Below are 25,363 nucleotides of genomic sequence, written 5' to 3' on the forward strand. Positions count from 1 at the left end.
CCACTTACGCCATCAGGCGCAAAAGACGACACAGGGGGCGCATGGCTCGCGGCCATGCGCCCCCTGCTGCACGATGCATCACACCGCAACGCTACACTACGTTAGTGGATATCGCGCCAGTACTCGCGCTTGAGCAGATAGGCCAGCACACCGAAGATGAAGATGAAGATCAGCACCTTCGGTCCCAGGGTCTGGGCATGCAGCCTGGAGGGTTCGCCCACGTAGACCAGGAAATTGGTCAGATCGTACACGGCATCCTCGAACTCTTCCGGCTCCATGCTCCCCGGGCGCGTGATCTGCAGCACCTCGCAGGACTGGTACTTGCCCGTCAGCGGGTCGAGCTCCGCACCCTCGACGGGCCGGTCGGTCTCGGCGCACACCATCTCCTGCACACCCTGCAGCGGCTCGAGCACGTTGGGCATGGCCGGCGCCTCCAGCACGATGTTGTTGACACCGAGCGGCTGGTCCGGGTCACGGTAGAACCCCAGCAGGTAGGAGTAGATGTAGTCCGGCCCCTTGACACGGTTGAACAGCGTCAAGTCAGGCGGCGTCACACCGAACCAGTTCTCGGAGTCACCCGGCTGCATGGCGATGTGCATCTGGTCGTTGAAGGCCAGATCCGAGGAGAAAATCAGGTTCTCCTCCACCAGATCCTGGGGCATGCCCAGATCCGTTGCGGCCCGCGAGAAGCGCTGATGCTCCAGAGAGTGGCAGCTCATGCAGTAGTTGACATAGAGCTGCATGCCCCGCTGCAGGGACGCCTGGTCGTTGATATCCGGCGTCATCGAGAAGGGCTGTTCAGGCAGTGGCGCTGCCATGGCAGTGAAAGGCACCAGCGCGAACAGCAATGCGAAAAGTTGCTTTTTCATTAGCCAGTCACCCTCTCCGGAACGGGTTTGGTCTTCTCCAGCTTGGTGTACAGCGGCATCAGCAGGAAGAAGGCGAAGTAGAGGACGGTGCACAGCTGTGCCACCGCGGTACGAATCGGCGTGGCAGGAATGGCCCCCAGGACCCCCAGGATCACGAAGCTCACGGCGAACAGGGTCAGCATCGCCTTGGACATCCATCCCTTGTAGCGCATGGAGCGCACCGGGCTGCGGTCGAGCCAGGGCAGGACGAACAGCACCGCGATCGCACCGCCCATGAAGACCACGCCGAGGAACTCGGCCTGCAGCGGCCCAATATCGAAGGTGATCGCCCGCAGGATCGCGTAGAAGGGCGTGAAGTACCACACCGGTGCGATATGGTCCGGGGTCACCATCGGGTTGGCCGGCTCGAAGTTGGGTCGTTCGAGGAAGTAGCCGCCGCCCTCGGGGAAGTAGAAGATCACCACCGCGAAGACGAACAGGAACACCGCCACACCGGCAATGTCCTTAACAGTGTAATAGGGGTGGAAGGGAATGCCGTCCAGCGGCTTGCCGGATTCGTCCTTCTTCTCCTTGATGTCGATGCCGTCGGGATTGTTCGACCCGACCTCATGCAGGGCGATGATATGCAGCACCACCAGCGCCAGGATCACGATGGGCAGCGCCACCACGTGAAGGGCGAAGAAGCGGTTCAGGGTGATACCGGAGATCAAGAAGTCACCGCGAATCCACTGCGCCAGGTCCGGTCCGATGAACGGAATGGTGGCGAACAGCGAGATGATCACCTGCGCCCCCCAGTAGGACATCTGGCCCCAGGGCAGCAGGTAGCCCATGAAGGCTTCGGCCATGAGCAGCAGGTAGATGGCCATGCCGAAGATCCACACCAGCTCGCGGGGCGCCTTGTAGGAGCCGTACAGCAGGGCGCGGAACATGTGCAGATAGATGACGATGAAGAAGGCCGACGCGCCGGTGGAGTGCATGTAGCGGATCAGCCAGCCCCACTCCACGTCGCGCATGATGTACTCGACGGAAGCGAAGGCGCCTTCGCCGGAGGGGTTGTAGCTCATGGTCAGCCAGACGCCGGTGAGGATCTGGTTGACCAGCACCAGCAGCGCCAGCGAGCCAAAAAAGTACCAGAAATTGAAGTTCTTGGGCGCGTAGTACTTGGAGAGATGATCCTGCCACATCTGTGTGGCGGGGAAGCGATCATCGACCCAGCGCATGAAGCCGCCTTCCGCCTTGACCCGATTCGGATTACCCATCACGCAGCCTCCTCGTCTTCGCCAACGATGATGATGTCGTCGGTCTCAAAGCGGTACGGCGGCACCTCCAGGTTGGACGGTGCCGGCACGTTGCGGAACACGCGGCCCGAGAGGTCGAAGTAGGAGCCGTGACAGGGGCAGAAATAGCCGCCCGGCCAAGCCGCCATGTCCACATCGTCGGGCCCCGGGCGAAACAGCGGCGAGCAACCCAGATGGGTGCAGATGCCGATCAGCACCGAGATATCGGGCCGGATGGAACGCAGCGGGCCGGTGACATACGGCGGCTGCTGGGGAACCTCGGAATCGGGGTCGGCCAAGCGGGAGGGATCGAAGTTTTCGGTTCGCTCGATCATGTCCGGGGTACGCTTGACGATCCACACCGGACGTCCGCGCCACTCCACGGTCATCCGCTGCCCCGGCTCCAACTTGGAAATATCCGCCTGGACCGGCGCCCCCGCCGCTCTTGCCCTGGCACTCGGCTGCCAGGAAGCCACAAAGGGAACCGCCACTCCCACGGCACCCACCGCACCCACGACGGTGGTGGCACCCAGGAGCAGTCGGCGCCGCCCTTTGTTTACGCCGTTATCTGCCATTTTCTGGTTTCTCCCATCAGCTTACCCGTTGACTCACCACGAGCTCGATCCCGTGATCACGGATACCAAATCCGCCACATCTTAAGGAATCACGACGCTCGGCACAAGGCAGAGAGGGCCTGACCAAGGTGTAATTCTCAACACAACTCACTGAACAAAAAGAAAAAAAGCCCAGGCATTGCCCGGGCTTTTTCGTGCTGCAAACGTCGATTTAGCGCTTGGAGAACTGCGGGCGACGACGCGCCTTGCGCAGACCCACTTTCTTGCGCTCGACCTGACGGGCGTCACGGGTCACATAGCCCGCCGCACGCAGCGTGGGACGGAAGTCTTCGTTGTACGCCATCAGGGCGCGGGTAATGCCATGGCGAATGGCGCCCGCCTGGGCGGAGCCGCCGCCGCCCTTGACGGTGACGTAGACATCGAACTGGCCGAGAGTCTCGGTCAGCTCCAGCGGCTGGCGCACCACCATGCGACCGGTGACGCGGCCGAAATACTGGTCCAGATCACGGCTGTTGACGGTGATCTTGCCGGTGCCCGGCTTGAGGAAAACGCGGGCGGTAGACGTCTTGCGGCGCCCGGTACCGTAATACTGCTGTGTCATGGCGATGACCCCCTCAGATGTTCAGTTCTTGCGGCTGCTGGGCGGCGTGCGGGTGTTCGGTGCCCGCGTATACCTTCAGCTTGGAATACATGGCGCGACCCAGGGGGCCCTTCGGCAGCATACCCTTGACGGCGGACTCGATGACCCGCTCGGGAGCGTGAGCGATCATCTTTTCGAAATTCATGGAACGCAGCCCACCCGGATAGCCGGTATGACGGTAGTAGGTCTTGGCCTGGGCCTTGTTGCCAGTCACCTTCACCTTCTCGGCGTTGATCACGACGATGTAGTCGCCGGTGTCGACATGCGGAGTGAACTCCGGCTTGTGCTTGCCGCGCAGGCGACGAGCGATTTCGGTGGCCAGGCGGCCGAGCGTCTTGTCCGCAGCGTCGACGACATACCAATCGCGCTGGACGGACTGCGGCTTAGCAGTGAACGTCTTCATGGATGAAATCACCACAATCGATGTATTGGATCCTGCCGCCGGCCGAACCGAGGCGGGATCGTCCCTATTTTTCTTGGTTGCCGGCGACACAGCCACCGACAACGTTCGAGCGAGGCGGCATTCTACACGACTCGCCCGCCCAGGGTAAGAGGCAATCAAGGCTTATGGGGCAGCGCCAGGTACTCATGGGACTGCATCTCCTGCAGTCGCGACAGGGTGCGCTGAAACTCGAACTCGAGACGACCATCGGCGTAGAGACGCTCGGCCGGCGCCTCGGCCGACATCAGCAGCTTGACGCCGCGATCATAGAACTCATCGACCAGGTTGATGAAGCGCCGCGCCTGATCATCGGTGGCACCGCTCATGCGGGTCACGTTGGAGACCAGCACGGTGTGATACTCCCGGGCCAGCTCGATGTAGTCGTTCTGGCTACGCGGCCCGTCGCACAGCTCCCTGAACTCGAACCACACCACGTCGTCATGCAGCCGTCGGGCCTGCAGAACGCGGTGGTTGATCTCGATGGGCACGTCCCGCTCCCCCTCCTGACCGGCGATCTCGCGAAAGCTGCGGGACAGCTCCACTTCCGCGGCCTCGTCCAGAGGGGCATGGAATATCTCGGCACGTTCCAGCGCCCGGAGCCGATAGTCGATGCCGCTATCGACATTGACCACCTCGCAGTGGCGATTGAGCAACTCGATGGCGGGCAGGAAGCGCGCCCGCTGCAGGCCGTCCTTGTAGAGCTCATCCGGGACGATATTCGAGGTTGCCACCAGCACCACCCCACGCTCGAAGAGCGCTTCGAGCAGGTTGGCCAGGATCATCGCATCGGTAATGTCCTTGACGAAGAACTCGTCGAAGCAGATCACCCGGGCCTCAGCGGCAAACTTGCCGGCGATCAGGGTCAGGGGATTCTTTTCCCCCTTGTAGTGCTCGAGTTCGTTGTGGACCCGCTGCATGAAACGGTGGAAGTGGGTCCGCATCTTGTCCGGAAAAGGCAGCGACTCATGAAAGACATCCATCAGATAAGTCTTGCCGCGCCCGACCCCACCCCACAGGTAGAGGCCCTGGATATCGGGAAGCACCGGCGCGTCGACCGGCCTGCTACGGCGCCCCAGCAGCCCCGCCATGCGGGACTTGAGTCCACGGCCGGTGGTCACGGCACGAGGCTCGGTGCGCGGCGCCGCCAGCAGGGCGTCGTAAAGGCGCTGAAGGTGCTGGACCGCCCGTTCCTGAGCAGGGTCGTGCTGAAAATCGTCACGTTCGAGATCGGCGCGGTAACGCTGCAGCGGCGTGCTACCCGCGCCCCCGGAGGCCCCCGCAGGGGACAGAGTCGCGCACATGGCAATTCCTGGCTGGCTTGGCTCGAAGGTTGGCAAGCCAGGTATTATACCTATCCACACCGCGAGGCACAGGAAAGTCAGGCACGCGTTGACCGACCGGGCGCCGCCGCCCCTATAATGGGCCGCCGGAAGGCCCCGGCGGCAGCGCCGCCCGTCGATCGCCGAGCCCGGTCGCACACGAGCACTGATGGAGAATCAAGTGGAATACGGCAACATCAACTGGATACTGGCGATTGCCAGCCTGCTGATCGGGATCGGCGCAGGCGCGGCGGGCTATCGACTGCTCAGCGGCGGAGCCAACCAGCTACAGGACCTGCGCCAGCGTCTCGCCGAGCGTGAGCGTGAGCTATCCGAGACGCGCCGCGAGATGGGCGATCACTTTGCCGCCGTTGGCGCCATGGTGAGCAATCTCCAGCGCGAGGCGCGCGCCCTGGAGCACCGCCTGGCCGAAGACGCCGCCGGCTTCGGCCAGGCTCAGTCCCCGCGGGGCCTCGACATCGACAGCCTGCCAACGCCGGATGCCCAGGGCGACGATATCCCCGCCCCCCGCGACTACGCCGACGGCACGCGCGGCACCCTCTCCGAGGACTTCGGGCTCAAGGGCGACGAGGCCGACGCGCCCCAGCCGCCGCGCTACTGACGCCATGCCCCGTCTGGCCGCAACGCACCGCGGCGGTCAGGCGGGGTTGTCGATATCCACGAAGCGGTGCTCGATACCAAACTCCCGCGACAGCCACTCCCCCAGCGCCTGAACGCCGTAGCGCTCGGTCGCATGATGACCCGCTGCCAGGTAATGAATGCCCAGCTCACGGGCCAGATGAGTGGTACGCTCGGAGATCTCGCCGGAGATAAAGGCGTCGGCGCCGCTCTCCCAGGCCAAGGTGATCATGTCCTGGGCACCGCCGGTGCACCAGGCGATGCGCTGGATCTCTCCGCCCCCCGGCGCCTTGATCAGCAGTGGCTCCCGTGCCAGGGTATCGCCGAGACGCGCGGCCAGTCCCGAGGGGGTCAGCGGATCGGCCGGGCGCCCCAGCCAGACCAGCCCCTCGCCCAGTTCGCCGTCGGCACAGCCGTCGACCTCGAAGCCCAGCAGGCGCCCCAGCTCGGCGTTGTTGCCCAGCCGCGGATGGGCGTCCAGCGGTAGGTGATAGGCGAGCAGGCTGATGTCGTGGAGCAGCAGGGTACGCAGCCGCCGCTGCTTGATCCCGGTGACGGTCACCGGCTCGTTCTTCCAGAAGTAGCCGTGGTGCACCAGCAGCAGATCGGCCTGCCAGGCCACCGCCTCGTCGAGCAGCGCCTGACAGGCGGTGACCCCGGTCATCACGCGGACCACGCCCTCTCGACCGGCCACCTGCAGGCCATTGACGGTGTAGTCCTTGAAACGGGTGGCATCGAGCAGCGTATCGCATGCCCTGGTCAGCTCGTCGCGGGAAATCATCCAGGCCTCCGGACAGTGGTTTATCGCCAATGTTACACTAGTCCCACATCATAACGACGCTACGGGAGGCCAGCGAGGCCCCCGCCGACCAGGAAAACGCCCCCATGCGACCTTCGCTCGCCGCCTACGCATGGCCCGTCATCACCGGCGTGCTGCTGGCCATCGTACTGCTCAACACCTTTCCCCAGCTGCTGGGCCGCTCGGACGTGCAACCGCCGGCGGTTCAGCCTCCCGCCCAGCCGCTGGTCGAACCCGGCGCCTCACGCGAGGTCGCCACCCGGCCCACGCCGGATGTCCGTCAGGCCCCGCCGCTGAGCCGCGATCAGGGACCGGCAAGCTACTCCTTGGCGGTGGAGAAGGCGGCACCAGCGGTGGTGAACGTCTACTCCTCGCGGGTCATCGAGCGCGAACAGCACCCGCTGATGTCGGACCCTTTCTTTCGCCAGTTCTTCGCCGACGACCTGCCCAGTCAGCAGCGCCTGCTCTCCAGCCTGGGCTCCGGGGTGATCGTCAGCGCGGACGGCTTCGTGCTGACCAACCATCATGTGATCGACGGTGCCGACGAGATTCAGGTCGCCCTGCGCGACGGCCGCGAGACCCTCGCCGAGGTCATCGGTACCGACCCGGAAAGCGACCTGGCCGTGCTGCGCATCGAGCTCGACGACCTGCCGGTGATCGAGCTCTCCGACACCGCCGACGTCGCCATCGGCGACGTCGCCCTGGCGATCGGCAATCCCTTCGGCGTCGGCCAGACCGTGACCATGGGGATCATCAGCGCCACCGGCCGCAGCCACCTGGGGCTGACCGCCTACGAGGATTTCATCCAGACCGATGCCGCCATCAACCCGGGTAACTCCGGGGGCGCCCTGATCAACGCCGAAGGCGCCCTCGTGGGCATCAACACCGCCATCTTCTCGCGCTCCGGCGGCTCCCAGGGCGTCGGCTTCGCCATCCCCACTCGCCTGGCTCACAGCATCCTCGATGCGCTGGTCACCCAGGGTCGGGTGATTCGCGGCTGGCTGGGCATCGAGGCCCAGGAGATGACCCCGGAGCTGGCCGCCTCCTTCGGCCTGCAGGCGCCGCGCGGCGTGGTCATCGCCGGGGTGGTCCCCGATGGCCCCGCCGCCCAGGCGGGGCTGCGCCCGGGGGATGTCTTGCTCGAGGTAGACGGACGCCCCATCGTCGACGCTCGGGTGGCGATGAGCGACATTGCCGCCATCCAGCCCGGCTCCACCTTGCCGCTCACCGTGGTGCGCAGCGGCGAGCGACTCGACATCGACCTGGAAGTGGGAGAGCGGCCGCAGCCCGAGCGGCGCCCGCCCGACCGCTGACACCCAGGCGAAAACACCGCGGCCCCGCCATCATCTGGCGGGGCCGCGGCGTTTTCTCTGCACTCTACCACCTCTCTGTCGGGCGTCACGCGGCCGCGGGACGGGCGATCAGGCCTTGGGGCGAATGCGATACTCCGCCGAGCGGGCGTGGGCGGTCAGCGCCTCGCCGCGGGCCAGCGTCGACGCCACCTCGCCCAGGGTGGAGGCCCCCTCCGGCGAGCAGTGGATGATCGAGGAGCGCTTCTGGAAGTCATAGACCCCCAGCGGCGAGGAGAAACGCGCCGTGCCCGAAGTAGGCAGCACGTGGTTGGGACCGGCACAGTAGTCGCCCAGCGCCTCGGCGGTGTAGCGCCCCATGAAGATGGCCCCGGCGTGGCGCACTTCCGGCAGCAGCGCCTCCGGATCCCCCATGGAAAGCTCCAGGTGCTCCGGCGCGATGCGGTTGATCAGCGCCACCGCCTCCTCCCGATCGCGACAGTGGATCAGTGCCCCGCGCCTGGACAGCGACTCGCGCACGATCGCCTCGCGCTCCAGGGTCGGCAGCAGGCGCTCGATGGCCGCCTCGACCGCCTCCAGGTGCGCCGCATCCCAGCTCACCAGCAGGGCCTGGGCATCCTCGTCGTGTTCGGCCTGGGAGAACAGATCCATGGCCAGCCAGTCGGGGTCGGTGCCGCCATCGGAGACCACCAGGATCTCGGAGGGGCCGGCAATCATATCGATGCCCACCTGACCGAATACCGCCCGCTTGGCCGTCGCCACGTAGATATTGCCGGGGCCGACGATCTTGTCGACCCGCGGCACGCTCTCGGTGCCATAGGCCAGGGCGGCCACCGCCTGGGCCCCGCCGATGGTGAAGACATGATCCACGCCCGCCACATGGGCAGCCGCCAGCACCAGTTCGTTGAGCACGCCATCCGGCGTGGGTACCACCATGACGATCTCGCGCACCCCGGCCACGTGGGCCGGAATGGCATTCATCAATACCGACGAGGGATAGGCGGCCTTGCCACCCGGCACGTAGATACCGGCACGATCCAGGGCGGTAACCTGCTGTCCCAGCACGCTGCCGTCGGCCTCGGTGTATGACCAGGAGGACGATTTCTGACGCTCGTGATAGTCACGAATGCGCTGTGCGGCCAGCGCCAGCGCCTCGCGCTGGGCCTCGGGCAGGCCCGCGTAGGCCTGTTCCAGGCGCGCCGCGTCGAGGGTTAGCTCGGCCATGCTGGTCACCGTGAGCCGGTCGAAGCGGTTGCTGGCCTCGATCAGGGCGGCATCGCCACGGGTTCTGACCGCGGCAATGATGTCGTCCACCCGCTGCTGTACCGCCGCATCGGACACGCCCTCCCAGGCCAGCAGGGCATCGAGCCGGGTATCGAAGTCGGCGTCGCCGGTGGAAAGCCGTGTCAGTTCGACGGCCTCAAGGATCTCGCTCATGCTAGGTCCTGCCTCTATCAAGATGAAAACCAGTCGTGCCGGCGCGCGACAGCATCAGGGGCTCGCCACCGTCTCAGCGGACCGGCGCTTGCCCACCGCCTCGCCGAGGCGCTGGATCAGCGGTTTGAGGCGGGCGTGCTTCATGCTCATGGCCGCCTTGTTGACCACCAGCCGGGTGCTGATCGGCGCGATCAGCTCGCGAGGGGCCATGCCGTTGGCGCGTAGGGTATTGCCGGTATCGACGATATCGACGATCTCATCGGCGAGGTTCATCAGCGGCGCCAGCTCCATGGCCCCGTAGAGCTTGATGACCTCGGCCTGAATGCCCTGTTCGGCGTAGTAGCGACGGGCCACGTTGACGAACTTGGTGGCCACCCGGCGCCGGGCCCGGGCCGGCTCGGCGCCTTCGATGCCGGCCGTCATCAGCTTGCACTTGGCGATCTCGAGGTCGAGCGGTTCATAGAGGCCTTCGGCCCCGTGCTCGAGCAGCACGTCCTTGCCGGCCACACCCAGATCGGCGGCGCCCAGCTGGACATAGGTAGGCACGTCGGTGGCTCGCAGGATCACCAGCTTGACGTCGGCCAGGTTGGTGTCGAACAGCAGCTTGCGGCTCTTGCCCAGGTCCTCGGCGGGGGTGATCCCGGCATCGGCCAGCAGCGGCAGTGTCTCGTCGAGAATACGCCCCTTGGAGAGGGCCAGAATCAGTTGCTTGCTCATGATTTCGCTCTATGGTCGGGGGTGGCGCACGCCTGCCGGCGCACCGCTCAGCCGGGAATTCGACGGATCCGCGCACCCAGCAGCTGCAGCTTCTCCTCGATGCATTCATAGCCGCGGTCGATATGGTAGATACGGTCCACCAGGGTCTCCCCCTCGGCCATCATCGCCGCCACCACCAGCGATGCCGAAGCGCGCAGGTCGGTGGCCATCACCGGCGCCCCGGAGAGACGCTCCACGCCCTCGATCACCGCCGTATTGCCCTCCAGTGCGATCCTGGCGCCCATCCGGTTGAGCTCCTGGACGTGCATGAAGCGGTTCTCGAAGATGGTCTCGACGACCCGTGAGGTGCCTTCGGCCACGGCGTTCATGGCGACGAACTGGGCCTGCATGTCGGTGGGAAACGCCGGATAGGGCGCGGTACGCACGTTGACCGCCCGCGGCCGACGTCCCTGCATGTCGAGCTCGATCCAGTCGTCGCCGACGGTCACCTTGCCGCCGGCCTCCTCCAGCTTGGCCAGCACCGCCTCGAGGATATCGGCGCGGGTGTTGCGCACCCGCACCCGGCCACGGGTCACCGCGGCCGCCACCAGGAAGGTACCGGTCTCGATGCGGTCGGGCATCACATCGTGATAGGCCCCGTGCAGGCGCTCGACGCCCTCGATAACAATGGTGTCGCTGCCGTGCCCGCGGATCCTGGCCCCCATCTTGATGAGGCACTCGGCGAGATCGACCACCTCTGGCTCCCGGGCGGCGTTCTCGAGCACGGTGGTGCCGGAGGCTAACGTCGCCGCCATCAGCAGGTTCTCGGTGCCGGTCACCGTCACGGTGTCGAAGAAGATGGTGGCCCCCTTGAGCCGGCCGTCGACCCGCGCGCGGATGTAGCCGCCCTCGACGCGAATCTCTGCGCCCATGGCCTCGAGCCCGCGAATATGCAGGTCGACCGGGCGCGAGCCGATGGCGCAGCCACCGGGCAGCGAGACATCGGCATGGCCGAAGTGCGCCAGCAGCGGGCCCAGCACCAGGATCGAGGCGCGCATCTTCTTGACCAGCTCGTAGGGTGCGTGGCAGTCCTTCACCTGGGCGCCGTCGAGCTGGATGCTCATCCGCTCGCCCATCACCGGCTCGACGCCCATGCGCCCCAGCAGTTCCAGGGTGGTGGTGATGTCCTGGAGATGCGGCAGATTGCCGATGGTCACCGGCTCGTCGGCCAGCAGCGTCGCGCAGAGGATGGGCAGGGCGGCATTCTTGGCGCCGCTGGCCCACACCTCGCCGTCGGCGATACCGTTGCCGGTAATGATCAGTTTGTCCATGGTGATTGGCCCGTCAGGCATCCCCGCCGGATGCCGACGCGTTCTCCGGCGCGCTGGCCCACTGCGTCGGCGTATAGGTCTTGAGGCTCAGCGCATGCACCGCCCCGGAAGCGATCTCCTCGGAGAGCGCGCCGTAGACCAGCTGCTGGCGCTTCACCGGTGACAGGCCGTCGAACACCTCGCCCACGGCGATGACCTGAAAGTTGCAGCCTTCGCCCTGGATATGGAAATCACAGCCCTCGATGCGGGCCTCGAGCAGCGCCTTGACGTCACTGGGTTGCATGGAAACCGGAACTCCTTGAATGCGGAATGAACGGCACGCGCTGCGACAACAGGGCGCGTACCGGGTCAGGGAATCTTCACATGGTAATGAAAAGCGCCGCGCTTGGCGATGGCGGCGAGAAGGGCGATTCAGGAGACGGCGGGCTCGGCTACCGGCAGCAGGGCGTCGAGGCCGGCAACGCGGGTGAGCCTGAGCAGCGGCGGCGAGAGCACGACCCGCTGGATCTCGACGCCGGCGACGCGCGCCCGCCGAGTCCACTCCAGCAGCACGCTGAGCGCCGCGCTGCTGACCCGACCGACGCCGCTGAGATCCAGCGTCAGCGAGGTCCCGGCAGGCTGGGTGGCCAGCCAGGCACTGCCGGCCTCGGCCAGCGAGGCCGCCGCATCGAAATCCACCTCACCGCTCACGGCCAGCCCCTCGGGGCCGGCCGCCAGGCACACGCCGTTGCGGTCGAGCAGGCAACTCATCCGCCGCCTTCCTCGAGCTCCTCGACGGCGAGCTCCGGCGCCCAGCCGTCGATCACCGCGTCGTAGTCGCGCCCGTGGTCGCGCATCGCCTGATCGAACTGGTTGCGGAAGGTCAGCCCCAAGTTGATGCCGTTGACGATCACGTTGACGACCCGCCATTCGCCGTCGCTGAGTCGCAGGGTGTAGCTGACCGGGTAGACGGAGCCGTCCACTGCCACCACCTCCATGGCCACGCTGGCCTGATCCTCGTGGCGCGGCGGCCGCTGGCTGTCCAGCACGCGCAGCTCGCGGTAGTCGAAGGTCACCAGGCCCTTGGTATAGGTATCCACGAGCGTCTGGCGGAAGGTATTGGCAAAGCGCGACCGCTGCTGGGGGGTGGCGTTCTGGAAGTAGCGTCCCATCACGCTGGCCCCGATATAGCGAAAGTCGGCGATGTCGTCGAGGCTGTCGTCGACCAGCGCCTTGAGCTCGTCGAGGTTATTGGCGTAATAGTCTTCCCGCCCCTCGAGCTCATTCATCATCGTCTCGACGCTGTGGCGTATGACCTGCTCTGGGCTGCGCTCCGGCTCGGCCTGGGCCGGCAGGGAGATCAGCACCAGGCACAGCGCCAGGAGCAGCGGGCGGAAAGCAGCAAGGTAGTGCGTCATACTTCGTCCTCAAGCGGTACGGTACGGGGAGTCAGGGCGCGGCGAGATTCGTCCTCAGTCGCTGACCATATTGGACACGAATTGCTGGATGAGTTCTTCCAGCACCACCGCCGACTGGGTATCACGAATGGTATCGCCATCGGCCAGCGTCTGCGGGTCCCCACCCACAGTCAGGCCAATATACTGCTCGCCGAGCAGGCCGGCCGTGAGAATGGCCGCGGTGGTATCCCGTGAGAGCCGATCTTCCAGGTCGCGGTCGATCTCCAGGATCACCCGGGCGTCGTACCAGTCGGTATCCAGCTCGATCGAGCTGACTCGCCCCACCGTGACACCGGACATGGTGACCCGCGCTCGCGGCTTGAGGCTGCCGATGTTGGCAAAGTTGGCCTCCAGCCGAAAGGTGTCGCCGGGCGGCGAGAAGGCCAGTCCGCTGACCCGCAGGCCCAGGAACAGCAGGCCCAGGATGCCGGCCAGCATGAACAGGCCAACGCCCAGTTCCATCGTCTTGCTGCGTTTCATCGCACGCCTCCAAACATCAATTAAAGCCTCTCCGGATCAGGAGAACTCGCCGAACATCAGCGCGGTGAGCACGAAGTCCAGGCCCAGGACAGCCAGGGAGGAGTAGACCACGGTGCGGGTCGTGGCCCGGGAAATGCCTTCCGACGTGGGGATCAGGTCGTAGCCTTGGAAGACGGCGATCCAGGTCACCACCAGGGCAAACACCAGGCTCTTGACCATGCCGTTGCCCACGTCACCGATGAAGTCGACGCTGGCCTGCATGTTGCCCCAGTACGAGCCCTCAAAGACCCCCAGCCACTCGACGCCCACCAGGTAGCCGCCGTAGATGCCCACCACGCTGAAACCGATGGTCAACAGCGGCAGGGCCACGAAGCCGGCCCACAGCCGCGGCGCCACGACCCGGCGCAGCGGGTCGACGCCGATCATCTCCATGCTGGTGAGCTGCTCGGTGGCCTTCATCAGGCCGATCTCGGCAGTCAGCGCCGACCCCGCCCGGCCGGCGAACAGCAGCGCCGCCACCACCGGCGCCAGCTCGCGCAGCAGCGACAGCGCCACCATCTGACCCAGCGCCTGCTCGGCACCGAAGTCGACCAGGATGGTGTAGCCCTGCAGCGCCATCACCATGCCGATGAACAGCCCCGAGACCAGCACGATGGCCAGCGACAGCACCCCGACGAAGTGCATCTGCCGCAGCCACAGGTACCAGCCCTCCCGGGAGGGAATCCCCACCGCCGACTGCAGCAGGAACTGTCCCGAGCGACCCAGCGCCTCGAGCAGCTCGCAGCCGCGACGCCCCAGCCACCAGATACGCTGGATCATTGACGGCCTCCTGAGTCGAGGATGTCCGAGAAGAAATCTGCGGCCGGATAGTGAAAAGGCACCGGTCCATCGGGCTCGCCGTGCACGAACTGACTGACACGGGGGTCGTCGTCCACGTCCAGGGTCGCCGGCGTGCCGTGGGCCATGACCTGGCCATCGGCGATGACGTAGACATAGTCGGCGATGGAGAGCGTCTCCTTGATGTCGTGGGAGACCACGACGGCGGTCAGCCCCAGCGCCTCGTTGAGCCGCTTGATCAGCTGTACCAGCACCCCCATAGAGATGGGATCCTGGCCGACGAAGGGCTCATCGTAGAGGATCAGCTCCGGGTCGAGCGCAATGGCGCGGGCCAGCGCCACCCGCCGTGCCATGCCGCCGGAGAGCTGCGAGGGCATCAGCTCGCGAGCACCGCGCAGGCCCACCGCCTGAAGCTTCATCAGCACCACATCGCGAATCATCGCCGCGGGGAGGTCGGTATGCACCTGCAGCGGAAAGGCCACGTTCTCATAGACGCTGAGATCGGAGAACAGTGCCCCGCTCTGGAACAGCATCCCCATGCGCCGTCGCAGGCTGAACAGCGCCTTGCGCGACAGGGCATGCACGTCCTGGCCGTCGATGACGACGCGACCGGCATCGGGCGTGAGCTGCCCGCCGATCAGTTTGAGCAGCGTGGTCTTGCCGGTGCCGCTCGGCCCCATGATGGCGGTGATCTTGCCGCGCGGGATACGCAGGTCCACGCCGCTAAAGATGTCCTTGTCACCACGGGAAAAAGAGAGCCCTTCCACCACCACGAAGGGGGAGTCGCTCATGCCGCACCATGTCCGTCAAAAAATTGTCGAACATCGTATCCTAACCCGCCAGGGCAACGCCAGCACAACGGACGCCGCCTTGCACCGCGGCCGTCCAGCACGTTTAATGGGCGCCCTTTCGTTATCGACAACGCCTTTACCTTGCCCGTGCCGACGCCATGCTGCTGCCCCTGTTACTGGTCCTGATCGGCCTCGCCGGCCTGCTGTGGAGCGCCGACCGCTTCGTCGCGGCCGCCGCCGCCACCGCCTACCGCTCCGGCTTCAGCACCCTGCTGATCGGCATGACGGTGGTCGCCCTGGGCACCTCGGCCCCGGAGATGGTGGTCGCCCTGTTCGCCGCCCTCGACGACCTCCCGGACCTTGCCATCGGCAACGCCCTGGGCTCCAACATTGCCAATATCGGCCTGGTGCTGGGCGTCACTGCCCTGGTCGCCCCCGTTCCGGTGCGCTTCTCGCTGGTGCGCCGCGAACTGCCCCTGCTGCTGGGCGCCACCGGCATGGCGGGCTACGCCCTGGCCAACGGCATCCTGGGACGCTTCGACGCCCTGTTTCTGGCTCTGCTGCTGGGCTTTAGCCTGTGGTGGCTGCTGCGCGCCGACACTCCCGATGCCGACCCGCCTGCCACCGCCCCCGGCATGACGCTGCTGCCGGCACTGGGCTGGCTGGTGGCCACCCTGGCGCTGCTGGGCGTCAGCTCACGGGCGCTGGTATGGGGCGCGGGCGAGCTGGCAAGGGGCCTGGGCGTCAGCGAGCTGGCCATCGGCCTGACCGTGGTGGCCATCGGCACCAGCCTGCCGGAGCTGGCCGCCTGCGTGGCCAGCGCCCTCAAGCGCCACCATGACCTGGCCATCGGCAATATCATCGGCTCCAACCTATTCAACCTGCTGGCCGTGCTGCCGATCCCCGCCCTGCTTGCGCCGGGCCCGGTTAACCCGGCGGCCGCCAGCCGCGATTTCCCGGTCATGCTGCTGCTGACTCTGGGCATGGCCATGCTGCTGCTGTGGCATCGCCACGGCCGCCTGGGGCGACTGCCCGGCGGCCTGTTCCTGGCGATCTATCTGGCTTACCTGGCCTGGCTGGCGCTGAGCGGGAGCGGCCCTCTTGAGTGAAACCACACGACGGGCAACAATCACTGTCATGAGTACCGACACCTCCCCCTCCGGCGCTACCTCCAACGGCGGCTCACCGCTGCGCGACAGTGCGCGACGCACCCTGCAGGTGGAAGAGCAGGCCATTGCGGCCCTCGCCGAGCGCCTGGACAGCCACTTCGACCGCGCCTGCGAGCTTATCCTGGCCTGCCGGGGACGGGTGATCGTCACCGGCATGGGCAAGTCGGGCCATATCGGCGGCAAGATCGCCGCCACCCTTGCCAGCACCGGCACGCCCGCCTTCTTCGTTCATCCCGGGGAGGCCAGCCACGGTGATCTGGGCATGATCACCCTGGGCGACGTGGTGCTGGCGCTGTCGAACTCCGGCGAGACCGCCGAGGTCAATGCCCTGCTGCCGCTGCTCAAACGCCTGGGCACGCCGCTGATCGGCATGACCGGCCGGCCCGACTCGACCCTGGCGCGACATGCCGATGCCCACCTCAACGCCGGCGTTGCCCGTGAGGCATGCCCCCTGGACCTGGCCCCGACCGCCTCGACCACCGCGGCCCTGGCGCTGGGCGATGCCCTGGCCGTGGCGCTGCTGGAGTCGCGCGGCTTCACCGCCGAGGACTTCGCCCGCTCCCATCCCGGCGGCAGCCTGGGCAAGCGACTGCTGCTGCGCGTCGGCGACCTGATGCATGGCGGCGACCGCCTGCCCTGCGTGCCCCTGGGCAGCCCCCTGCGCGACGCCCTGCTGGAGATCACCCGCCAGGGGCTCGGCTTCACCTGCGTGGTGGATGAACGCGGCCGGCTGGCCGGCGTCTATACCGACGGCGACCTGCGGCGCACCCTGGACCAGCACCGCGACCTCAGCCGCCTGCGGGTCGATGACGTCATGACTCGCCCCGGCAAGCGCATTGCCCCCGACCTGCTGGCCGCCGAGGCCGTGCGCGTCATGGAAGACAACCGCATCACCGCGCTGGCCGTGGTAGACGACCAAGGGCACCCGGTCGGCGCCCTGCACATGCACGACCTGCTGCGCAGCGGCGTGATCTGACCCCTCCCCGATGACCCGACTCAAGGAACGCCCATGACCCTGGCAACCCCGCCCATCGCTCCCCATCTTCTCGACCGCCTGCGCCTGATTCGCCTGCTGGCCCTCGACGTGGACGGCGTACTCACCGACGGCCGCCTCTACTTCCAGGCCGATGGCGTGGAAATCAAGGCGTTTCATACTCAGGACGGCCTGGGGATCAAGCTGCTGCGCCGGGCCGGCCTGCAGGTCGCCCTGCTCACCGGCCGCGACTCCCCGATGGTCAGCCACCGCGCCGCGGCGCTCGGCATCGACCATGTCTATCAGGGCTGCGGCGATAAGCTCGCCACCTTGCGCGAACTGTGCCAGCGCCAGCAGCTCAGCCTCGAGCAGGTGGCCTACTGCGGCGACGACCTGCCCGATCTCTCGGCTATCCAGCGCGCCGGCATTGGCATCAGCGTGCCCGGCGCACCGTCCTATATTCAGGCCCTGGCCGACTGGGTGACCGAGCGCAGCGGCGGTCACGGCGCCGTTCGCGAGATCTGCGATGCCCTGCTCGAGGCCCAGGGGCATCGCGACGCCCTGGTCGACACCTACCTGCAGGGCTGAGCCGTGTCGCTGCGCCTGCCCCGCCCCGGCTACCGGCTCTGGCTGCTGCTGGTACTGCTGGCGCTTGGCAGCCTGCTTGTCTGGCTCGATCCTCGCGAGGCGCCCCGCCCCGGGCCGGTACCCAGCGACGCCGAGGGAGAGCCCGACTACTACCTCGAGGAGGTGCGACTGACGCGCTTCAACACCGAGGGACGCGCCCACCAGCGGCTGGACACCCCGCGCCTGGTGCACACGCCCCATGACGACGTGACCCGGGCCGAGACGCCGGTGGCCCATGTCCACGACAGCGAAGGGCGACTGTGGATCGCCCGGGGCGACGTGGGACGACTCGGGCCGGGCGGAAGCCCGCTGACCCTGAGCGGCAGCGCACGGCTGTTCGCTCCCGAGGAGCGCTGGCAGCTCGATACCGAGATCCTCCATGTGGACGCCGACCTCGGCCACGCCTGGAGCGAGAGCCCGGCACTGCTGCAACAGCCGCCCCAGCGCATGAGCGGCGAACGCTTCGACGCCTGGTTCGATGACAATCGCGCCCGCTTGACGGACAATGTTCGCGGCCACCACCCTCCGGAAGCCTCCGGCGCCACCCATGAGGACCCCGAGTCATGATTCGACCCGCACTCCCTTCACTCGCCGCCCTGGCGCTGGGCGGTCTGCTGTTGGCCGGCGTCGCGCTGAGCGCCATGACGGTCAAGGCACACGATGCCAGCGCCCCCATCGAAGTCGAGGCCGACCGCCTCGACCTGGACGACCGCGCCGGCACCGCTGTCTATACCGGCGAGGTGGACATCCGGCAGGGCAGCCTGCGGGTGACCGGCGATCGGGTCGAGATCCAGCGCAACGCGGCCGGCGAGCTATCCCGGGCGATCGCCACCGGTGAGCGAGCCTACCTGGAGCAGCAGCCGGACCCCGACGAGCCCGTGGTGCGCGGCTGGGGCCGCACCGTCGTCTACCATGTGGCCGAACGGCGCGTGGAACTGATCGATCGCGCCGAACTTCACCAGCGCGGCGACACCTTCGCCGGCGGCTATCTCGAGTACTTTCTCGACCGCCGCGTGGTCCAGGCCCGCGCAGAGGGCGAAGGGATTGAAGGCCGCCAGCGCATCCGCATGACCCTGCAGCCCGAGCAGTAAGGCATCCTCCATGAAGACTCTGCAGGCCAGCCATCTGGCCAAGAGCTATAAGCGCCGCCGCGTGGTTCACGATATCAGCCTGACCATCGAGCAGGGCAGCATCGTCGGCCTGCTCGGCCCCAACGGCGCCGGCAAGACCACCTCCTTCTATATGATCGTGGGCCTGGTACGCGCCGATGCCGGCACGGTGCATATCGACGATCGCGATCTCTCCGGCGCCGCCATGCACGAGCGCGCCAGGGCCGGGATCGGCTACCTGCCGCAGGAGGCCTCGATCTTTCGCAAGCTATCGGTGGCCGACAACATCATGGCCATTCTCGAGACCCGCAAGGATCTGGACCGCAGCGGCCGCCAGGCGCGCCTCGAGGGCCTGCTCGAAGACTTCCATGTCACCCACATTCGCGACAACCTCGGTATGAGCCTTTCCGGCGGCGAGCGCCGGCGAGTGGAGATTGCCCGGGCGCTCGCCACCGAGCCCGCCTTCATCCTGCTCGACGAGCCTTTCGCCGGCGTCGACCCCATCTCCGTGGGCGAGATCAAGGGCATCATTCGCCAGCTCAAGGCGCGGGACATCGGCGTGCTGATCACCGACCACAACGTGCGCGAAACGCTGGATATCTGCGACACCGCCTACATCGTCGGCGACGGTCAGATCATCGCCGAAGGCGACGCCGAAGCCATCCTCACCAACCGGCGGGTGCGCGAGGTATATCTGGGCGAGGACTTTCGCCTCTAATCCTATATTGATCGCAACATGCTGATATGAATGTTATTGCGCCACCTCGGCACACAGATTGCGCCTGGTATACTTATTGCAAGAAATTTATCGAAGAGTCTCTTGCATGTCACCCGGCCGCGGTCTAGGGTGGGGCTTTTCGGCAAATGAGCAACGTCTCTCATGGCCATGAAAGCTTCTCTGCAACTGCGCGTCGGCACTCAGCTGACCATGACCCCTCAGCTGCAGCAGGCCATCGCCCTGCTGCAGCTCTCCACCCTGGACCTGCGCCAGGAGATCCAGCAGGCGCTCGAGTCCAACCCCATGCTGGAGCTCGACGACGGCTTCGGCGAACAGCAGGTCAGCGAGACCCCCGAGGACGACTGGGCCAGCGAGATTCCCAGCGAGCTCAGCACCGACAGCGACTGGTCGGACACCTACCAGGACCTGGGCGCGCCCGCCGGGGGCGAGGGCCCCGACTTCGAGCGCCAGGCCGAGGGCCAGAGCCTCAATGGCCACCTGGTCTGGCAGCTGGCCATGACCGACCTGGAGCCGCGTCAGCGACTGATTGCCGAGAGCCTGATCGACGCTGTGGACGGCGCCGGCTACCTGGCCCAACCGCTGGAAGAGATCCGCGACGGCCTTCGCCAGCAGGGACTCGAGGGCCTGCCGACCCGCGAGGTCGAGCAGGTGCTGCTGCGCCTGCAGCAGTTCGAGCCGACCGGCGTCTTCTCCCGCGACCTGCGTGAATGCCTGATGCTGCAGCTAGGGGCGCTGCCGGACGACACGCCCCTGCTGCCCCAGGCGCGGCGCCTGGTCCGTCAGTTCCTGGAGGCCCTGGCCGCCGATGACCGCCGGCTCCTCAAGCGTCGCCTGGGCCTTGAGGATGCCGAGCTGGACGCGGTCATCCGCCTGATCCGCACCCTCGACCCCCGCCCCGGCAGCGCCTACGGCGAGGTGGGCAGCGACTACGTCATCCCCGATCTGGTGGCCCTGCACGACCACCGCGGCTGGCGCATCGAGCTCAACGCCGAAGCGCTCCCGCGGCTGCGCATCCAGCCCGACTATATGGCCCTGGTGCGTCGCGCCGACAAAAGCCAGGACAACCAGTTTCTCAAGGATCACCTGCAGGAAGCTCGCTGGCTGATGAAGAGCCTGGTCAGCCGTAACGATACCCTGCTGCGCGTCGGTCGCGAGATCATGGCCCGCCAGATCGACTTCCTCGAGCAGGGCGAGGAGGCCATGAAGCCGCTGGTGCTGGCCGATATCGCCCAGGCCGTGGAGATGCACGAGTCGACCATTTCCCGGGTCACCACCCAGAAGTACATCCACACCCCCCGGGGCGTGTTCGAGCTGAAGTTTTTCTTCTCCAGCCAGGTCGGCGGCGAGGGCGAGGGTGACGCCCACTCCAGCACGGCGATTCGCGCCCGCATCCGCAAGCTGGTGCAGGGAGAAGCGCCTCGCAAGCCCCTGTCGGACAGCCGCCTGGTGGACCTGCTGGCCGAGGACGGCATCCGCGTGGCCAGACGCACGGTAGCGAAGTATCGCGAGGCCCTGGGCATTCCCTCCTCGAGCGAGCGCAAGCGCTTCAAATGACGCCGTTCGCCGCCGCGCCCGACCCCCGTGGCGAGGCGCTGAAACAGGGGGTTTGCAAGGCAGGAAAAAGGGTTACAATCGAATCACCACACGAAAGACGAAGGAGCCTGCCATGCAAGTCAATATCACCGGCCACCATGTAGAGCTGACCGATGCCCTGCGCGACTATGTTGACGAGAAACTCACTCGCGTGCAGCGCCATTATGACAACATCACCAATGTGCAGGTGACGCTCTCCGTGGAGAAAGAGCGCCAGCAGGCCGCCTGCACCCTGCATGCCGCCGGTGCCGACCTTCATGCCGAAGCCATGGACGCCGACATGTATGCCGCCATCGATGCGTTGACCGACAAGCTCGACCGCCAGCTGGTCAAGCACAAGGAAAAAGCACAGGCCCGCGCCCAGGGCGCCGGCGCTCGCTGATTCCCCATGACACTGGAAACCATCCTGCCCCCCGAACGCACCCTGTTCGGGGTTCCCGGCGGCAGCAAGAAGCGGGTGCTGGAGTTTTTCAGCACCTTCATTGCCCAGAACACCCCGAGCCTGGATAGCCAGGAGGTCTTCGACCGGCTGATCGGCCGGGAGCGCCTGGGCAGCACGGGCATCGGCAACGGCGTGGCCATCCCCCATGCGAGAAGCCCCCACTGCCACGCTCCGGTGGCCGCCTTTCTCAGGCTTGCCGACCCCATCGAATTCGACGCCATCGACGGCGAGCCAGTCGATCTGGTCTTCGTGCTGCTGGTCCCGGAGGAGGCCGACGATACCCATCTGGCGCTGCTGGGCCAGGTGGCCGGCATCATGAACGACGTCGAGACCCGCACGGCCCTGCGCAAGAGCGCCAGTCAGCGGGAGCTGCATGAGCGCCTGATCGAGGCGATCCGACGACAGGCAGCCACCTGACACCCACGCAATCGGGCCACCCGGCCAGCACAACGACCAGGAGACCCGCATGCAGCTCGTCATCATCAGCGGCCGCTCAGGCTCGGGCAAGTCGATCGCCCTACAGGCCCTCGAGGACCTCGGCTTTTACGCCATCGACAACCTGCCGGCCATGCTGCTGGGCTCTCTGGCTGACGAACTGCGCTGCGGCCCCGCCCGTCAATCGAACGTTGCCGTCAGCATCGATGCCCGCAACCTGCCGCACGCCCTGGAGCGCTTCCCGCGCCTGCTGGAGGAACTGCGCCAGCGTGGCATCGCCTGTCAGGTCATCTACCTGACCACCGATGCACGCATCCTGCTCGAGCGCTACTCAGCCACCCGCCGCCGTCACCCGCTGACCAAGGGCAGCGACATGACCCTGGCCGAAGCGATCGAATCCGAGGAGCAGACGCTGGCCGACATCCGCGATCTGGCCGACCTGGTGATCGATACCTCCCGGCTATCGGTCCACGAGCTGCGTGGGCGCATCGCCGATCAGGTCGCCAGCCACCGTGCCAAGCAGCTGACCCTGACGGTGGAGTCCTTCGGCTTCAAGCGCGGCGTTCCCCTGGACGCCGATATCGTCTTCGACGCCCGCTGTCTGCCCAATCCCTACTGGGACCCCAGCCTGCGCTCCGCCACCGGTCAGGACCCCAGCATCGTGGCCTTCCTCGAGCAGTATCCGCTGGTCGCCGAGATGTATGCCGACATCCTGGGCTGGCTCGAGCGCTGGCTGCCAGCCTACCGCGACAGCCACCGCAGCTACCTGACGGTGGCCATCGGCTGCACCGGCGGCCAGCACCGCTCGGTCTACCTGGCCGAGAAGCTCGCCCAGCAGCTGGCCAGCCAGCAGCCGGCCGTGCGCCTTCGCCACCGCGAGCTGGGCATCCACCGGGCCCTGACCGCTGCCCCTCCCACGGCCCCGGCGCCCCCTGACCGCGAGGAGTCCTGAGCGTGCCCCGTCGCAAGCTGACCCTGACCAACAAGCGCGGCCTGCACGCCCGCGCCGCCACCCGGCTGGTCCAGTGCTGCCAGCCCTTCACCGCCCGCATCACCGTCACCCGCGGCGGCCAGGAGGCCGACGCGGCCAACATCATGTCGCTGCTGATGCTGGCCGCTCCCCACGGCACCGAGCTGACCATCTGCGCCGAAGGCGACGACGCCGAGGCGGCGCTGGAGGCGGTAGAGGCACTGTTCGAGGCCCGCTTCGACGAGGACGAATGACAGCCGTAAGCCGTAAGCCGTAACGATACCCACCTCTTTGCTGGTGGCGATGGGTTTCTCTTACAGCTTACAGCTTACAGCTTATAGCTCCCGGCCCGGCGAAGCCGGGGCGGGTCAGGGCGCAGCCCGGCCTAGCTGCCGGCCACGGTCATCTCGTCGATCAGCCAGCTGCCGCTGTGGATGCTGCCCCGGGTATCGATATCGCTGCCGACCCCTACCAGCCCTCGGAACATCGCCTCGAGATTGCCGGCGATGGTGAACTCCTCGACCGGATACTGGATCTCGCCGTTCTCCACCCAGAAGCCGGCGGCACCGCGTGAATAGTCGCCGGTGACGCCGTTGACGCCCTGCCCCATCAGCTCGGTGACCAGCACGCCGCGCCCCAGGCGCGCCAGCAGTGCCTCACGCGTCTCCAGCGGCCCAGTGAGGCGCAGGTTACGGGCCCCACCGGCGTTGGCCGTGGTCTGCATCCCCAAGCGACGGGCGCTGTAGGCGGAGAGCATATAGCTCGCCAGGCGCCCCTGGTCGATAAAGACGTTGTTGCGGGTCTGCACGCCATCATTGTCGAAGGGGCTGCTGGCCATGGCTCCCCTTTCCATGGGACGCTCCTCCAGCGAGAACCAGTCGGGAAACAGCGGCGTCCCGAGCCGGTCGCAGAGAAACGACGCCTGGCGATACAGCGAACCGCCGGCGATGGCGCTCAGCAGATGCCCGACCAGCCCGCTGGCCAGGCTGGGGTCGAACAGCACCGGCAGCCGCCCGGTGGCCGGCCGCCGCGCACCCAGGCGGCACAGGGTTCGCTCGGCGGCGCTCTTGCCCACCTGCTCCGGCGACAGCAGCGCCCGGGGGTCCCGGGCACTGGTGTAGTCGTAGTCCCGCTGCATGCCGCCGGCATCCTCGGCGATCAGCATGCACGACAGCGAGTGGCGGCTGCCGCGCTGGCTGCCCAGAAAGCCGTGGCTGTTGGCGTAGACCCTCACCCCCTCGCCGCTGGAGAGCGAGGCCCCCTCCGACTGGCGGATGCCCGGCTCGTGGCGTCCGGCCGTCTCGCAGGCCAGCGCCAGGTCGATGGCCTGCTCGGTGGTCAGCGGCCAAGGATGGTGCACGTCCAGGTCGGGCAGGTCGCTTGCCATCAGCTCGGCATCGGCGAGCCCGGCGGCCGGATCCTCGCCGGTATGCCGGGCGATCGCCACGGCCTTTTCCACCACCGCGCGAATCGAGTCCTCGCCGCTATCGGTGGAGGAGGCGCTCCCCTTGCGGGCTCCCACGTAGACGGTCACCGCGATGCCTTGATCGCGTGACAGTTCGACGGTCTCCACCTCGCCCTCACGGACGCTGACACCGACCCCCTGGTCGACACTGGCCCCCACTTCGCAGGCATCGGCGCCCAGACGGCGCGCCAGCGCCAGCGCTTGCTCGGCACCCGATTCCAGTTGGGCCTGCTGGGCGGCGGCATCAAAAGCCTGTGTCATGCTGATCTCCCTTCTCCGGCACCGGGCCGGATGCTCTCATGTGGCTATCAAGCCCGCGGCTGCGGACTGGTATACTGGGCCTATTCTCTATTCTCAACCATGGAAACGGCATGTCCCAGGATTCTCCCCGCGAGCTGCTCGCCCAGATCACGCTGTCGGATGACGACGAACGGCCCAGCAAGTCCCAGCTCAAGCGCGAGATGCATGCGCTACAGCAGCTGGGCGAGGCGATCATCGCCATGACCCCCGCCGAGCGCGCCCGCTTCCCGCTCTCCGACGACATGCTGGCGGCCGTGGAGGAGACCGCGCGGATCCGCTCCCACGAAGGCCGGCGGCGGCACATGCAGTACGTCGGCAAGCTGATGCGCCGCGAGAACCTGGAGGCGATCCAGGCGGTCTTCGACGAGGTCGAGCACGAGGCGCGGCGTCGCGATCTGGCCTTTCACCGGCTCGAAGCCTGGCGCGACCGTCTTCTCGAGGAGGGCGACCCCGCCGTCGAGGCCTTCGTCGCCGACCACCCCGACGCCGACCGCCAGGCGCTGCGCCAGCTGATCCGCAACGCCCAGCGCGAGCGCGAGAGGGGCAAGCCCCCGGCCAGCGCCCGCAAGCTCTTCAAGCTGATCCGCGATACCGCGGGGCTGTAGGAGCGCTGCTCTGCATCGCGACTGGAGGCGACAGCCTCCCGGCGGTGTTGCCCAGCGC

Annotated in this window: 31 protein-coding genes; 14 read left to right on the forward strand and 17 right to left on the reverse strand. The window is 66.9% G+C overall.

Going from position 1 to position 25,363, the window contains the following annotated elements:
- Nucleotides 1-101: 101 nt before the first annotated feature.
- The 6 genes from ACZIYR_RS11830 to zapE form a co-directional block, all read right to left on the reverse strand.
- Entirely contained in the window at nt 102-869 is a 768-nt protein-coding gene (locus ACZIYR_RS11830; protein WP_483526835.1) for a cytochrome c1, read from the reverse strand.
- The gene (locus tag ACZIYR_RS11835) at nt 869-2,128 is read right to left on the reverse strand and encodes a cytochrome b (protein WP_483526836.1); all 1,260 of its coding nucleotides are present in this window, start codon (nt 2,126-2,128) and stop codon (nt 869-871) included. The genes ACZIYR_RS11830 and ACZIYR_RS11835 overlap by 1 nt, the downstream gene beginning before the upstream one ends.
- Nucleotides 2,128-2,721 carry a ubiquinol-cytochrome c reductase iron-sulfur subunit gene (petA, locus tag ACZIYR_RS11840; RefSeq protein WP_483526837.1) on the reverse strand — a complete coding sequence of 198 codons (594 nt, stop codon included), beginning with the start codon at nt 2,719-2,721 and terminating at the stop codon, nt 2,128-2,130. Before petA ends, ACZIYR_RS11835 begins: the two co-directional genes overlap by 1 nt.
- 211 nt (nt 2,722-2,932) lie before the next feature.
- Nucleotides 2,933-3,322 (reverse strand): 30S ribosomal protein S9, encoded by a 390-nt coding sequence (rpsI, locus tag ACZIYR_RS11845; protein ID WP_483526838.1) that lies wholly within the window; start codon nt 3,320-3,322, stop codon nt 2,933-2,935.
- 13 nt (nt 3,323-3,335) lie between these two features.
- The gene (gene rplM, locus ACZIYR_RS11850; RefSeq protein ID WP_473033976.1) at nt 3,336-3,764 is read right to left on the reverse strand and encodes a 50S ribosomal protein L13; all 429 of its coding nucleotides are present in this window, start codon (nt 3,762-3,764) and stop codon (nt 3,336-3,338) included.
- Nucleotides 3,765-3,919: 155 nt separating this feature from the next.
- Nucleotides 3,920-5,104 (reverse strand): cell division protein ZapE, encoded by a 1,185-nt coding sequence (gene zapE / locus ACZIYR_RS11855; RefSeq protein WP_483526839.1) that lies wholly within the window; start codon nt 5,102-5,104, stop codon nt 3,920-3,922.
- Between the two features lie 187 nt (nt 5,105-5,291).
- Here zapE and ACZIYR_RS11860 point away from each other — a divergent pair, with 187 nt between their 5' ends.
- Entirely contained in the window at nt 5,292-5,744 is a 453-nt protein-coding gene (locus tag ACZIYR_RS11860; RefSeq protein WP_483526840.1) for a Z-ring associated ZapG family protein, read from the forward strand.
- A 36-nt stretch (nt 5,745-5,780) separates the two neighbouring features.
- Here the strand turns inward: ACZIYR_RS11860 and ACZIYR_RS11865 are convergent, their stop codons facing one another.
- A complete protein-coding gene (locus ACZIYR_RS11865; RefSeq protein ID WP_473033978.1) occupies nt 5,781-6,542 on the reverse strand; it encodes a Nif3-like dinuclear metal center hexameric protein in 762 nt (253 codons plus the stop codon).
- A 104-nt stretch (nt 6,543-6,646) separates the two neighbouring features.
- Between ACZIYR_RS11865 and ACZIYR_RS11870 the strand changes: the two genes are divergently transcribed.
- On the forward strand, nt 6,647-7,873 hold the full coding sequence (locus ACZIYR_RS11870; RefSeq protein WP_473033979.1) for a Do family serine endopeptidase: 1,227 nt from the start codon (nt 6,647-6,649) through the stop codon (nt 7,871-7,873).
- 108 nt (nt 7,874-7,981) lie between these two features.
- Here the strand turns inward: ACZIYR_RS11870 and hisD are convergent, their stop codons facing one another.
- The 9 genes from hisD to ACZIYR_RS11915 all read right to left on the reverse strand — a co-directional run bounded on the left by hisD (nt 7,982) and on the right by ACZIYR_RS11915 (nt 14,878).
- On the reverse strand, nt 7,982-9,307 hold the full coding sequence (gene hisD / locus ACZIYR_RS11875; RefSeq protein WP_473033981.1) for a histidinol dehydrogenase: 1,326 nt from the start codon (nt 9,305-9,307) through the stop codon (nt 7,982-7,984).
- 54 nt (nt 9,308-9,361) lie between these two features.
- Nucleotides 9,362-10,024 carry an ATP phosphoribosyltransferase gene (gene hisG / locus ACZIYR_RS11880; protein ID WP_473033982.1) on the reverse strand — a complete coding sequence of 221 codons (663 nt, stop codon included), beginning with the start codon at nt 10,022-10,024 and terminating at the stop codon, nt 9,362-9,364.
- A 47-nt stretch (nt 10,025-10,071) separates the two neighbouring features.
- Complete coding sequence (gene murA, locus ACZIYR_RS11885; RefSeq protein ID WP_483526841.1) at nt 10,072-11,334, reverse strand: UDP-N-acetylglucosamine 1-carboxyvinyltransferase; 1,263 nt, start codon at nt 11,332-11,334, stop codon at nt 10,072-10,074.
- A 13-nt stretch (nt 11,335-11,347) separates the two neighbouring features.
- Nucleotides 11,348-11,617 carry a BolA family protein gene (locus tag ACZIYR_RS11890; RefSeq protein WP_473033984.1) on the reverse strand — a complete coding sequence of 90 codons (270 nt, stop codon included), beginning with the start codon at nt 11,615-11,617 and terminating at the stop codon, nt 11,348-11,350.
- Between the two features lie 128 nt (nt 11,618-11,745).
- Nucleotides 11,746-12,084 (reverse strand): STAS domain-containing protein, encoded by a 339-nt coding sequence (locus ACZIYR_RS11895; RefSeq protein WP_483526842.1) that lies wholly within the window; start codon nt 12,082-12,084, stop codon nt 11,746-11,748.
- On the reverse strand, nt 12,081-12,731 hold the full coding sequence (locus ACZIYR_RS11900) for an MlaC/ttg2D family ABC transporter substrate-binding protein (protein WP_483526843.1): 651 nt from the start codon (nt 12,729-12,731) through the stop codon (nt 12,081-12,083). Before ACZIYR_RS11900 ends, ACZIYR_RS11895 begins: the two co-directional genes overlap by 4 nt.
- Before the next feature lie 54 nt (nt 12,732-12,785).
- Nucleotides 12,786-13,250: an outer membrane lipid asymmetry maintenance protein MlaD gene (mlaD, locus tag ACZIYR_RS11905; RefSeq protein ID WP_473033986.1), complete on the reverse strand. Its 465-nt coding sequence runs from the start codon at nt 13,248-13,250 to the stop codon at nt 12,786-12,788.
- A gap of 36 nt (nt 13,251-13,286) precedes the next feature.
- Nucleotides 13,287-14,069: a lipid asymmetry maintenance ABC transporter permease subunit MlaE gene (gene mlaE, locus ACZIYR_RS11910; RefSeq protein ID WP_473033987.1), complete on the reverse strand. Its 783-nt coding sequence runs from the start codon at nt 14,067-14,069 to the stop codon at nt 13,287-13,289.
- Nucleotides 14,066-14,878, reverse strand: coding sequence for an ABC transporter ATP-binding protein (locus ACZIYR_RS11915; RefSeq protein WP_483526844.1), 813 nt, complete (start codon nt 14,876-14,878; stop codon nt 14,066-14,068). The genes mlaE and ACZIYR_RS11915 overlap by 4 nt, the downstream gene beginning before the upstream one ends.
- A 158-nt stretch (nt 14,879-15,036) precedes the next feature.
- Here ACZIYR_RS11915 and ACZIYR_RS11920 point away from each other — a divergent pair, with 158 nt between their 5' ends.
- The 11 genes from ACZIYR_RS11920 to ACZIYR_RS11970 all read left to right on the forward strand — a co-directional run bounded on the left by ACZIYR_RS11920 (nt 15,037) and on the right by ACZIYR_RS11970 (nt 23,189).
- Nucleotides 15,037-15,987, forward strand: coding sequence for a calcium/sodium antiporter (locus tag ACZIYR_RS11920; protein ID WP_473033988.1), 951 nt, complete (start codon nt 15,037-15,039; stop codon nt 15,985-15,987).
- A 28-nt stretch (nt 15,988-16,015) separates the two neighbouring features.
- A complete protein-coding gene (locus ACZIYR_RS11925; RefSeq protein WP_473033989.1) occupies nt 16,016-17,023 on the forward strand; it encodes a KpsF/GutQ family sugar-phosphate isomerase in 1,008 nt (335 codons plus the stop codon).
- Nucleotides 17,024-17,056: 33 nt separating this feature from the next.
- Complete coding sequence (locus ACZIYR_RS11930) at nt 17,057-17,608, forward strand: KdsC family phosphatase (protein ID WP_473033990.1); 552 nt, start codon at nt 17,057-17,059, stop codon at nt 17,606-17,608.
- A gap of 3 nt (nt 17,609-17,611) precedes the next feature.
- Entirely contained in the window at nt 17,612-18,214 is a 603-nt protein-coding gene (gene lptC, locus ACZIYR_RS11935) for an LPS export ABC transporter periplasmic protein LptC (protein WP_483526845.1), read from the forward strand.
- A complete protein-coding gene (gene lptA, locus ACZIYR_RS11940) occupies nt 18,211-18,738 on the forward strand; it encodes a lipopolysaccharide transport periplasmic protein LptA (RefSeq protein ID WP_473033993.1) in 528 nt (175 codons plus the stop codon). The genes lptC and lptA overlap by 4 nt, the downstream gene beginning before the upstream one ends.
- A gap of 10 nt (nt 18,739-18,748) precedes the next feature.
- The gene (lptB, locus tag ACZIYR_RS11945) at nt 18,749-19,474 is read left to right on the forward strand and encodes an LPS export ABC transporter ATP-binding protein (protein WP_473033995.1); all 726 of its coding nucleotides are present in this window, start codon (nt 18,749-18,751) and stop codon (nt 19,472-19,474) included.
- A 162-nt stretch (nt 19,475-19,636) separates the two neighbouring features.
- On the forward strand, nt 19,637-21,049 hold the full coding sequence (locus tag ACZIYR_RS11950) for an RNA polymerase factor sigma-54 (RefSeq protein ID WP_483526846.1): 1,413 nt from the start codon (nt 19,637-19,639) through the stop codon (nt 21,047-21,049).
- A 112-nt stretch (nt 21,050-21,161) separates the two neighbouring features.
- Nucleotides 21,162-21,470 (forward strand): ribosome hibernation-promoting factor, HPF/YfiA family, encoded by a 309-nt coding sequence (hpf, locus tag ACZIYR_RS11955; RefSeq protein WP_473033996.1) that lies wholly within the window; start codon nt 21,162-21,164, stop codon nt 21,468-21,470.
- A gap of 6 nt (nt 21,471-21,476) precedes the next feature.
- Nucleotides 21,477-21,947 (forward strand): PTS IIA-like nitrogen regulatory protein PtsN, encoded by a 471-nt coding sequence (gene ptsN, locus ACZIYR_RS11960; RefSeq protein ID WP_483526847.1) that lies wholly within the window; start codon nt 21,477-21,479, stop codon nt 21,945-21,947.
- Nucleotides 21,948-21,996: 49 nt separating this feature from the next.
- A complete protein-coding gene (gene rapZ / locus ACZIYR_RS11965; RefSeq protein WP_473033997.1) occupies nt 21,997-22,917 on the forward strand; it encodes an RNase adapter RapZ in 921 nt (306 codons plus the stop codon).
- Between the two features lie 2 nt (nt 22,918-22,919).
- Nucleotides 22,920-23,189, forward strand: a complete 270-nt coding sequence (locus ACZIYR_RS11970) for an HPr family phosphocarrier protein (RefSeq protein ID WP_473033998.1) — start codon at nt 22,920-22,922, stop codon at nt 23,187-23,189.
- A gap of 131 nt (nt 23,190-23,320) precedes the next feature.
- Here ACZIYR_RS11970 and pmbA read toward each other — a convergent pair whose 3' ends face one another.
- The gene (gene pmbA / locus ACZIYR_RS11975; RefSeq protein ID WP_483526848.1) at nt 23,321-24,661 is read right to left on the reverse strand and encodes a metalloprotease PmbA; all 1,341 of its coding nucleotides are present in this window, start codon (nt 24,659-24,661) and stop codon (nt 23,321-23,323) included.
- Between the two features lie 110 nt (nt 24,662-24,771).
- Between pmbA and yjgA the strand changes: the two genes are divergently transcribed.
- Entirely contained in the window at nt 24,772-25,305 is a 534-nt protein-coding gene (gene yjgA / locus ACZIYR_RS11980; RefSeq protein ID WP_473034001.1) for a ribosome biogenesis factor YjgA, read from the forward strand.
- Nucleotides 25,306-25,363: the final 58 nt, after the last annotated feature.

This window comes from Billgrantia sp. NRB1, assembly GCF_056921725.1.

Excerpts from the sequence above, each read along its gene's own strand:
- murA (WP_483526841.1), bottom strand. The coding sequence starts at position 11,334 with ATGGACAAACTGATCATTACCGGCAACGGTATCGCCGACGGCGAGGTG.
- ACZIYR_RS11925 (WP_473033989.1), top strand. The coding sequence starts at position 16,016 with ATGAGTACCGACACCTCCCCCTCCGGCGCTACCTCCAACGGCGGCTCA.
- lptB (WP_473033995.1), top strand. The coding sequence starts at position 18,749 with ATGAAGACTCTGCAGGCCAGCCATCTGGCCAAGAGCTATAAGCGCCGC.
- ACZIYR_RS11895 (WP_483526842.1), bottom strand. The coding sequence starts at position 12,084 with ATGAGTTGCCTGCTCGACCGCAACGGCGTGTGCCTGGCGGCCGGCCCC.
- ACZIYR_RS11900 (WP_483526843.1), bottom strand. The coding sequence starts at position 12,731 with ATGACGCACTACCTTGCTGCTTTCCGCCCGCTGCTCCTGGCGCTGTGC.
- petA (WP_483526837.1), bottom strand. The coding sequence starts at position 2,721 with ATGGCAGATAACGGCGTAAACAAAGGGCGGCGCCGACTGCTCCTGGGT.
- ACZIYR_RS11865 (WP_473033978.1), bottom strand. The coding sequence starts at position 6,542 with ATGATTTCCCGCGACGAGCTGACCAGGGCATGCGATACGCTGCTCGAT.
- rplM (WP_473033976.1), bottom strand. The coding sequence starts at position 3,764 with ATGAAGACGTTCACTGCTAAGCCGCAGTCCGTCCAGCGCGATTGGTAT.
- hisG (WP_473033982.1), bottom strand. The coding sequence starts at position 10,024 with ATGAGCAAGCAACTGATTCTGGCCCTCTCCAAGGGGCGTATTCTCGAC.
- ACZIYR_RS11950 (WP_483526846.1), top strand. The coding sequence starts at position 19,637 with ATGGCCATGAAAGCTTCTCTGCAACTGCGCGTCGGCACTCAGCTGACC.
- rpsI (WP_483526838.1), bottom strand. The coding sequence starts at position 3,322 with ATGACACAGCAGTATTACGGTACCGGGCGCCGCAAGACGTCTACCGCC.
- ACZIYR_RS11830 (WP_483526835.1), bottom strand. The coding sequence starts at position 869 with ATGAAAAAGCAACTTTTCGCATTGCTGTTCGCGCTGGTGCCTTTCACT.
- ptsN (WP_483526847.1), top strand. The coding sequence starts at position 21,477 with ATGACACTGGAAACCATCCTGCCCCCCGAACGCACCCTGTTCGGGGTT.
- yjgA (WP_473034001.1), top strand. The coding sequence starts at position 24,772 with ATGTCCCAGGATTCTCCCCGCGAGCTGCTCGCCCAGATCACGCTGTCG.
- ACZIYR_RS11890 (WP_473033984.1), bottom strand. The coding sequence starts at position 11,617 with ATGCAACCCAGTGACGTCAAGGCGCTGCTCGAGGCCCGCATCGAGGGC.
- hpf (WP_473033996.1), top strand. The coding sequence starts at position 21,162 with ATGCAAGTCAATATCACCGGCCACCATGTAGAGCTGACCGATGCCCTG.
- ACZIYR_RS11920 (WP_473033988.1), top strand. The coding sequence starts at position 15,037 with ATGCTGCTGCCCCTGTTACTGGTCCTGATCGGCCTCGCCGGCCTGCTG.
- ACZIYR_RS11870 (WP_473033979.1), top strand. The coding sequence starts at position 6,647 with ATGCGACCTTCGCTCGCCGCCTACGCATGGCCCGTCATCACCGGCGTG.
- lptA (WP_473033993.1), top strand. The coding sequence starts at position 18,211 with ATGATTCGACCCGCACTCCCTTCACTCGCCGCCCTGGCGCTGGGCGGT.
- zapE (WP_483526839.1), bottom strand. The coding sequence starts at position 5,104 with ATGTGCGCGACTCTGTCCCCTGCGGGGGCCTCCGGGGGCGCGGGTAGC.
- pmbA (WP_483526848.1), bottom strand. The coding sequence starts at position 24,661 with ATGACACAGGCTTTTGATGCCGCCGCCCAGCAGGCCCAACTGGAATCG.
- ACZIYR_RS11835 (WP_483526836.1), bottom strand. The coding sequence starts at position 2,128 with ATGGGTAATCCGAATCGGGTCAAGGCGGAAGGCGGCTTCATGCGCTGG.
- ACZIYR_RS11860 (WP_483526840.1), top strand. The coding sequence starts at position 5,292 with ATGGAGAATCAAGTGGAATACGGCAACATCAACTGGATACTGGCGATT.
- mlaE (WP_473033987.1), bottom strand. The coding sequence starts at position 14,069 with ATGATCCAGCGTATCTGGTGGCTGGGGCGTCGCGGCTGCGAGCTGCTC.
- ACZIYR_RS11930 (WP_473033990.1), top strand. The coding sequence starts at position 17,057 with ATGACCCTGGCAACCCCGCCCATCGCTCCCCATCTTCTCGACCGCCTG.
- ACZIYR_RS11915 (WP_483526844.1), bottom strand. The coding sequence starts at position 14,878 with ATGAGCGACTCCCCCTTCGTGGTGGTGGAAGGGCTCTCTTTTTCCCGT.
- rapZ (WP_473033997.1), top strand. The coding sequence starts at position 21,997 with ATGCAGCTCGTCATCATCAGCGGCCGCTCAGGCTCGGGCAAGTCGATC.
- mlaD (WP_473033986.1), bottom strand. The coding sequence starts at position 13,250 with ATGAAACGCAGCAAGACGATGGAACTGGGCGTTGGCCTGTTCATGCTG.
- hisD (WP_473033981.1), bottom strand. The coding sequence starts at position 9,307 with ATGAGCGAGATCCTTGAGGCCGTCGAACTGACACGGCTTTCCACCGGC.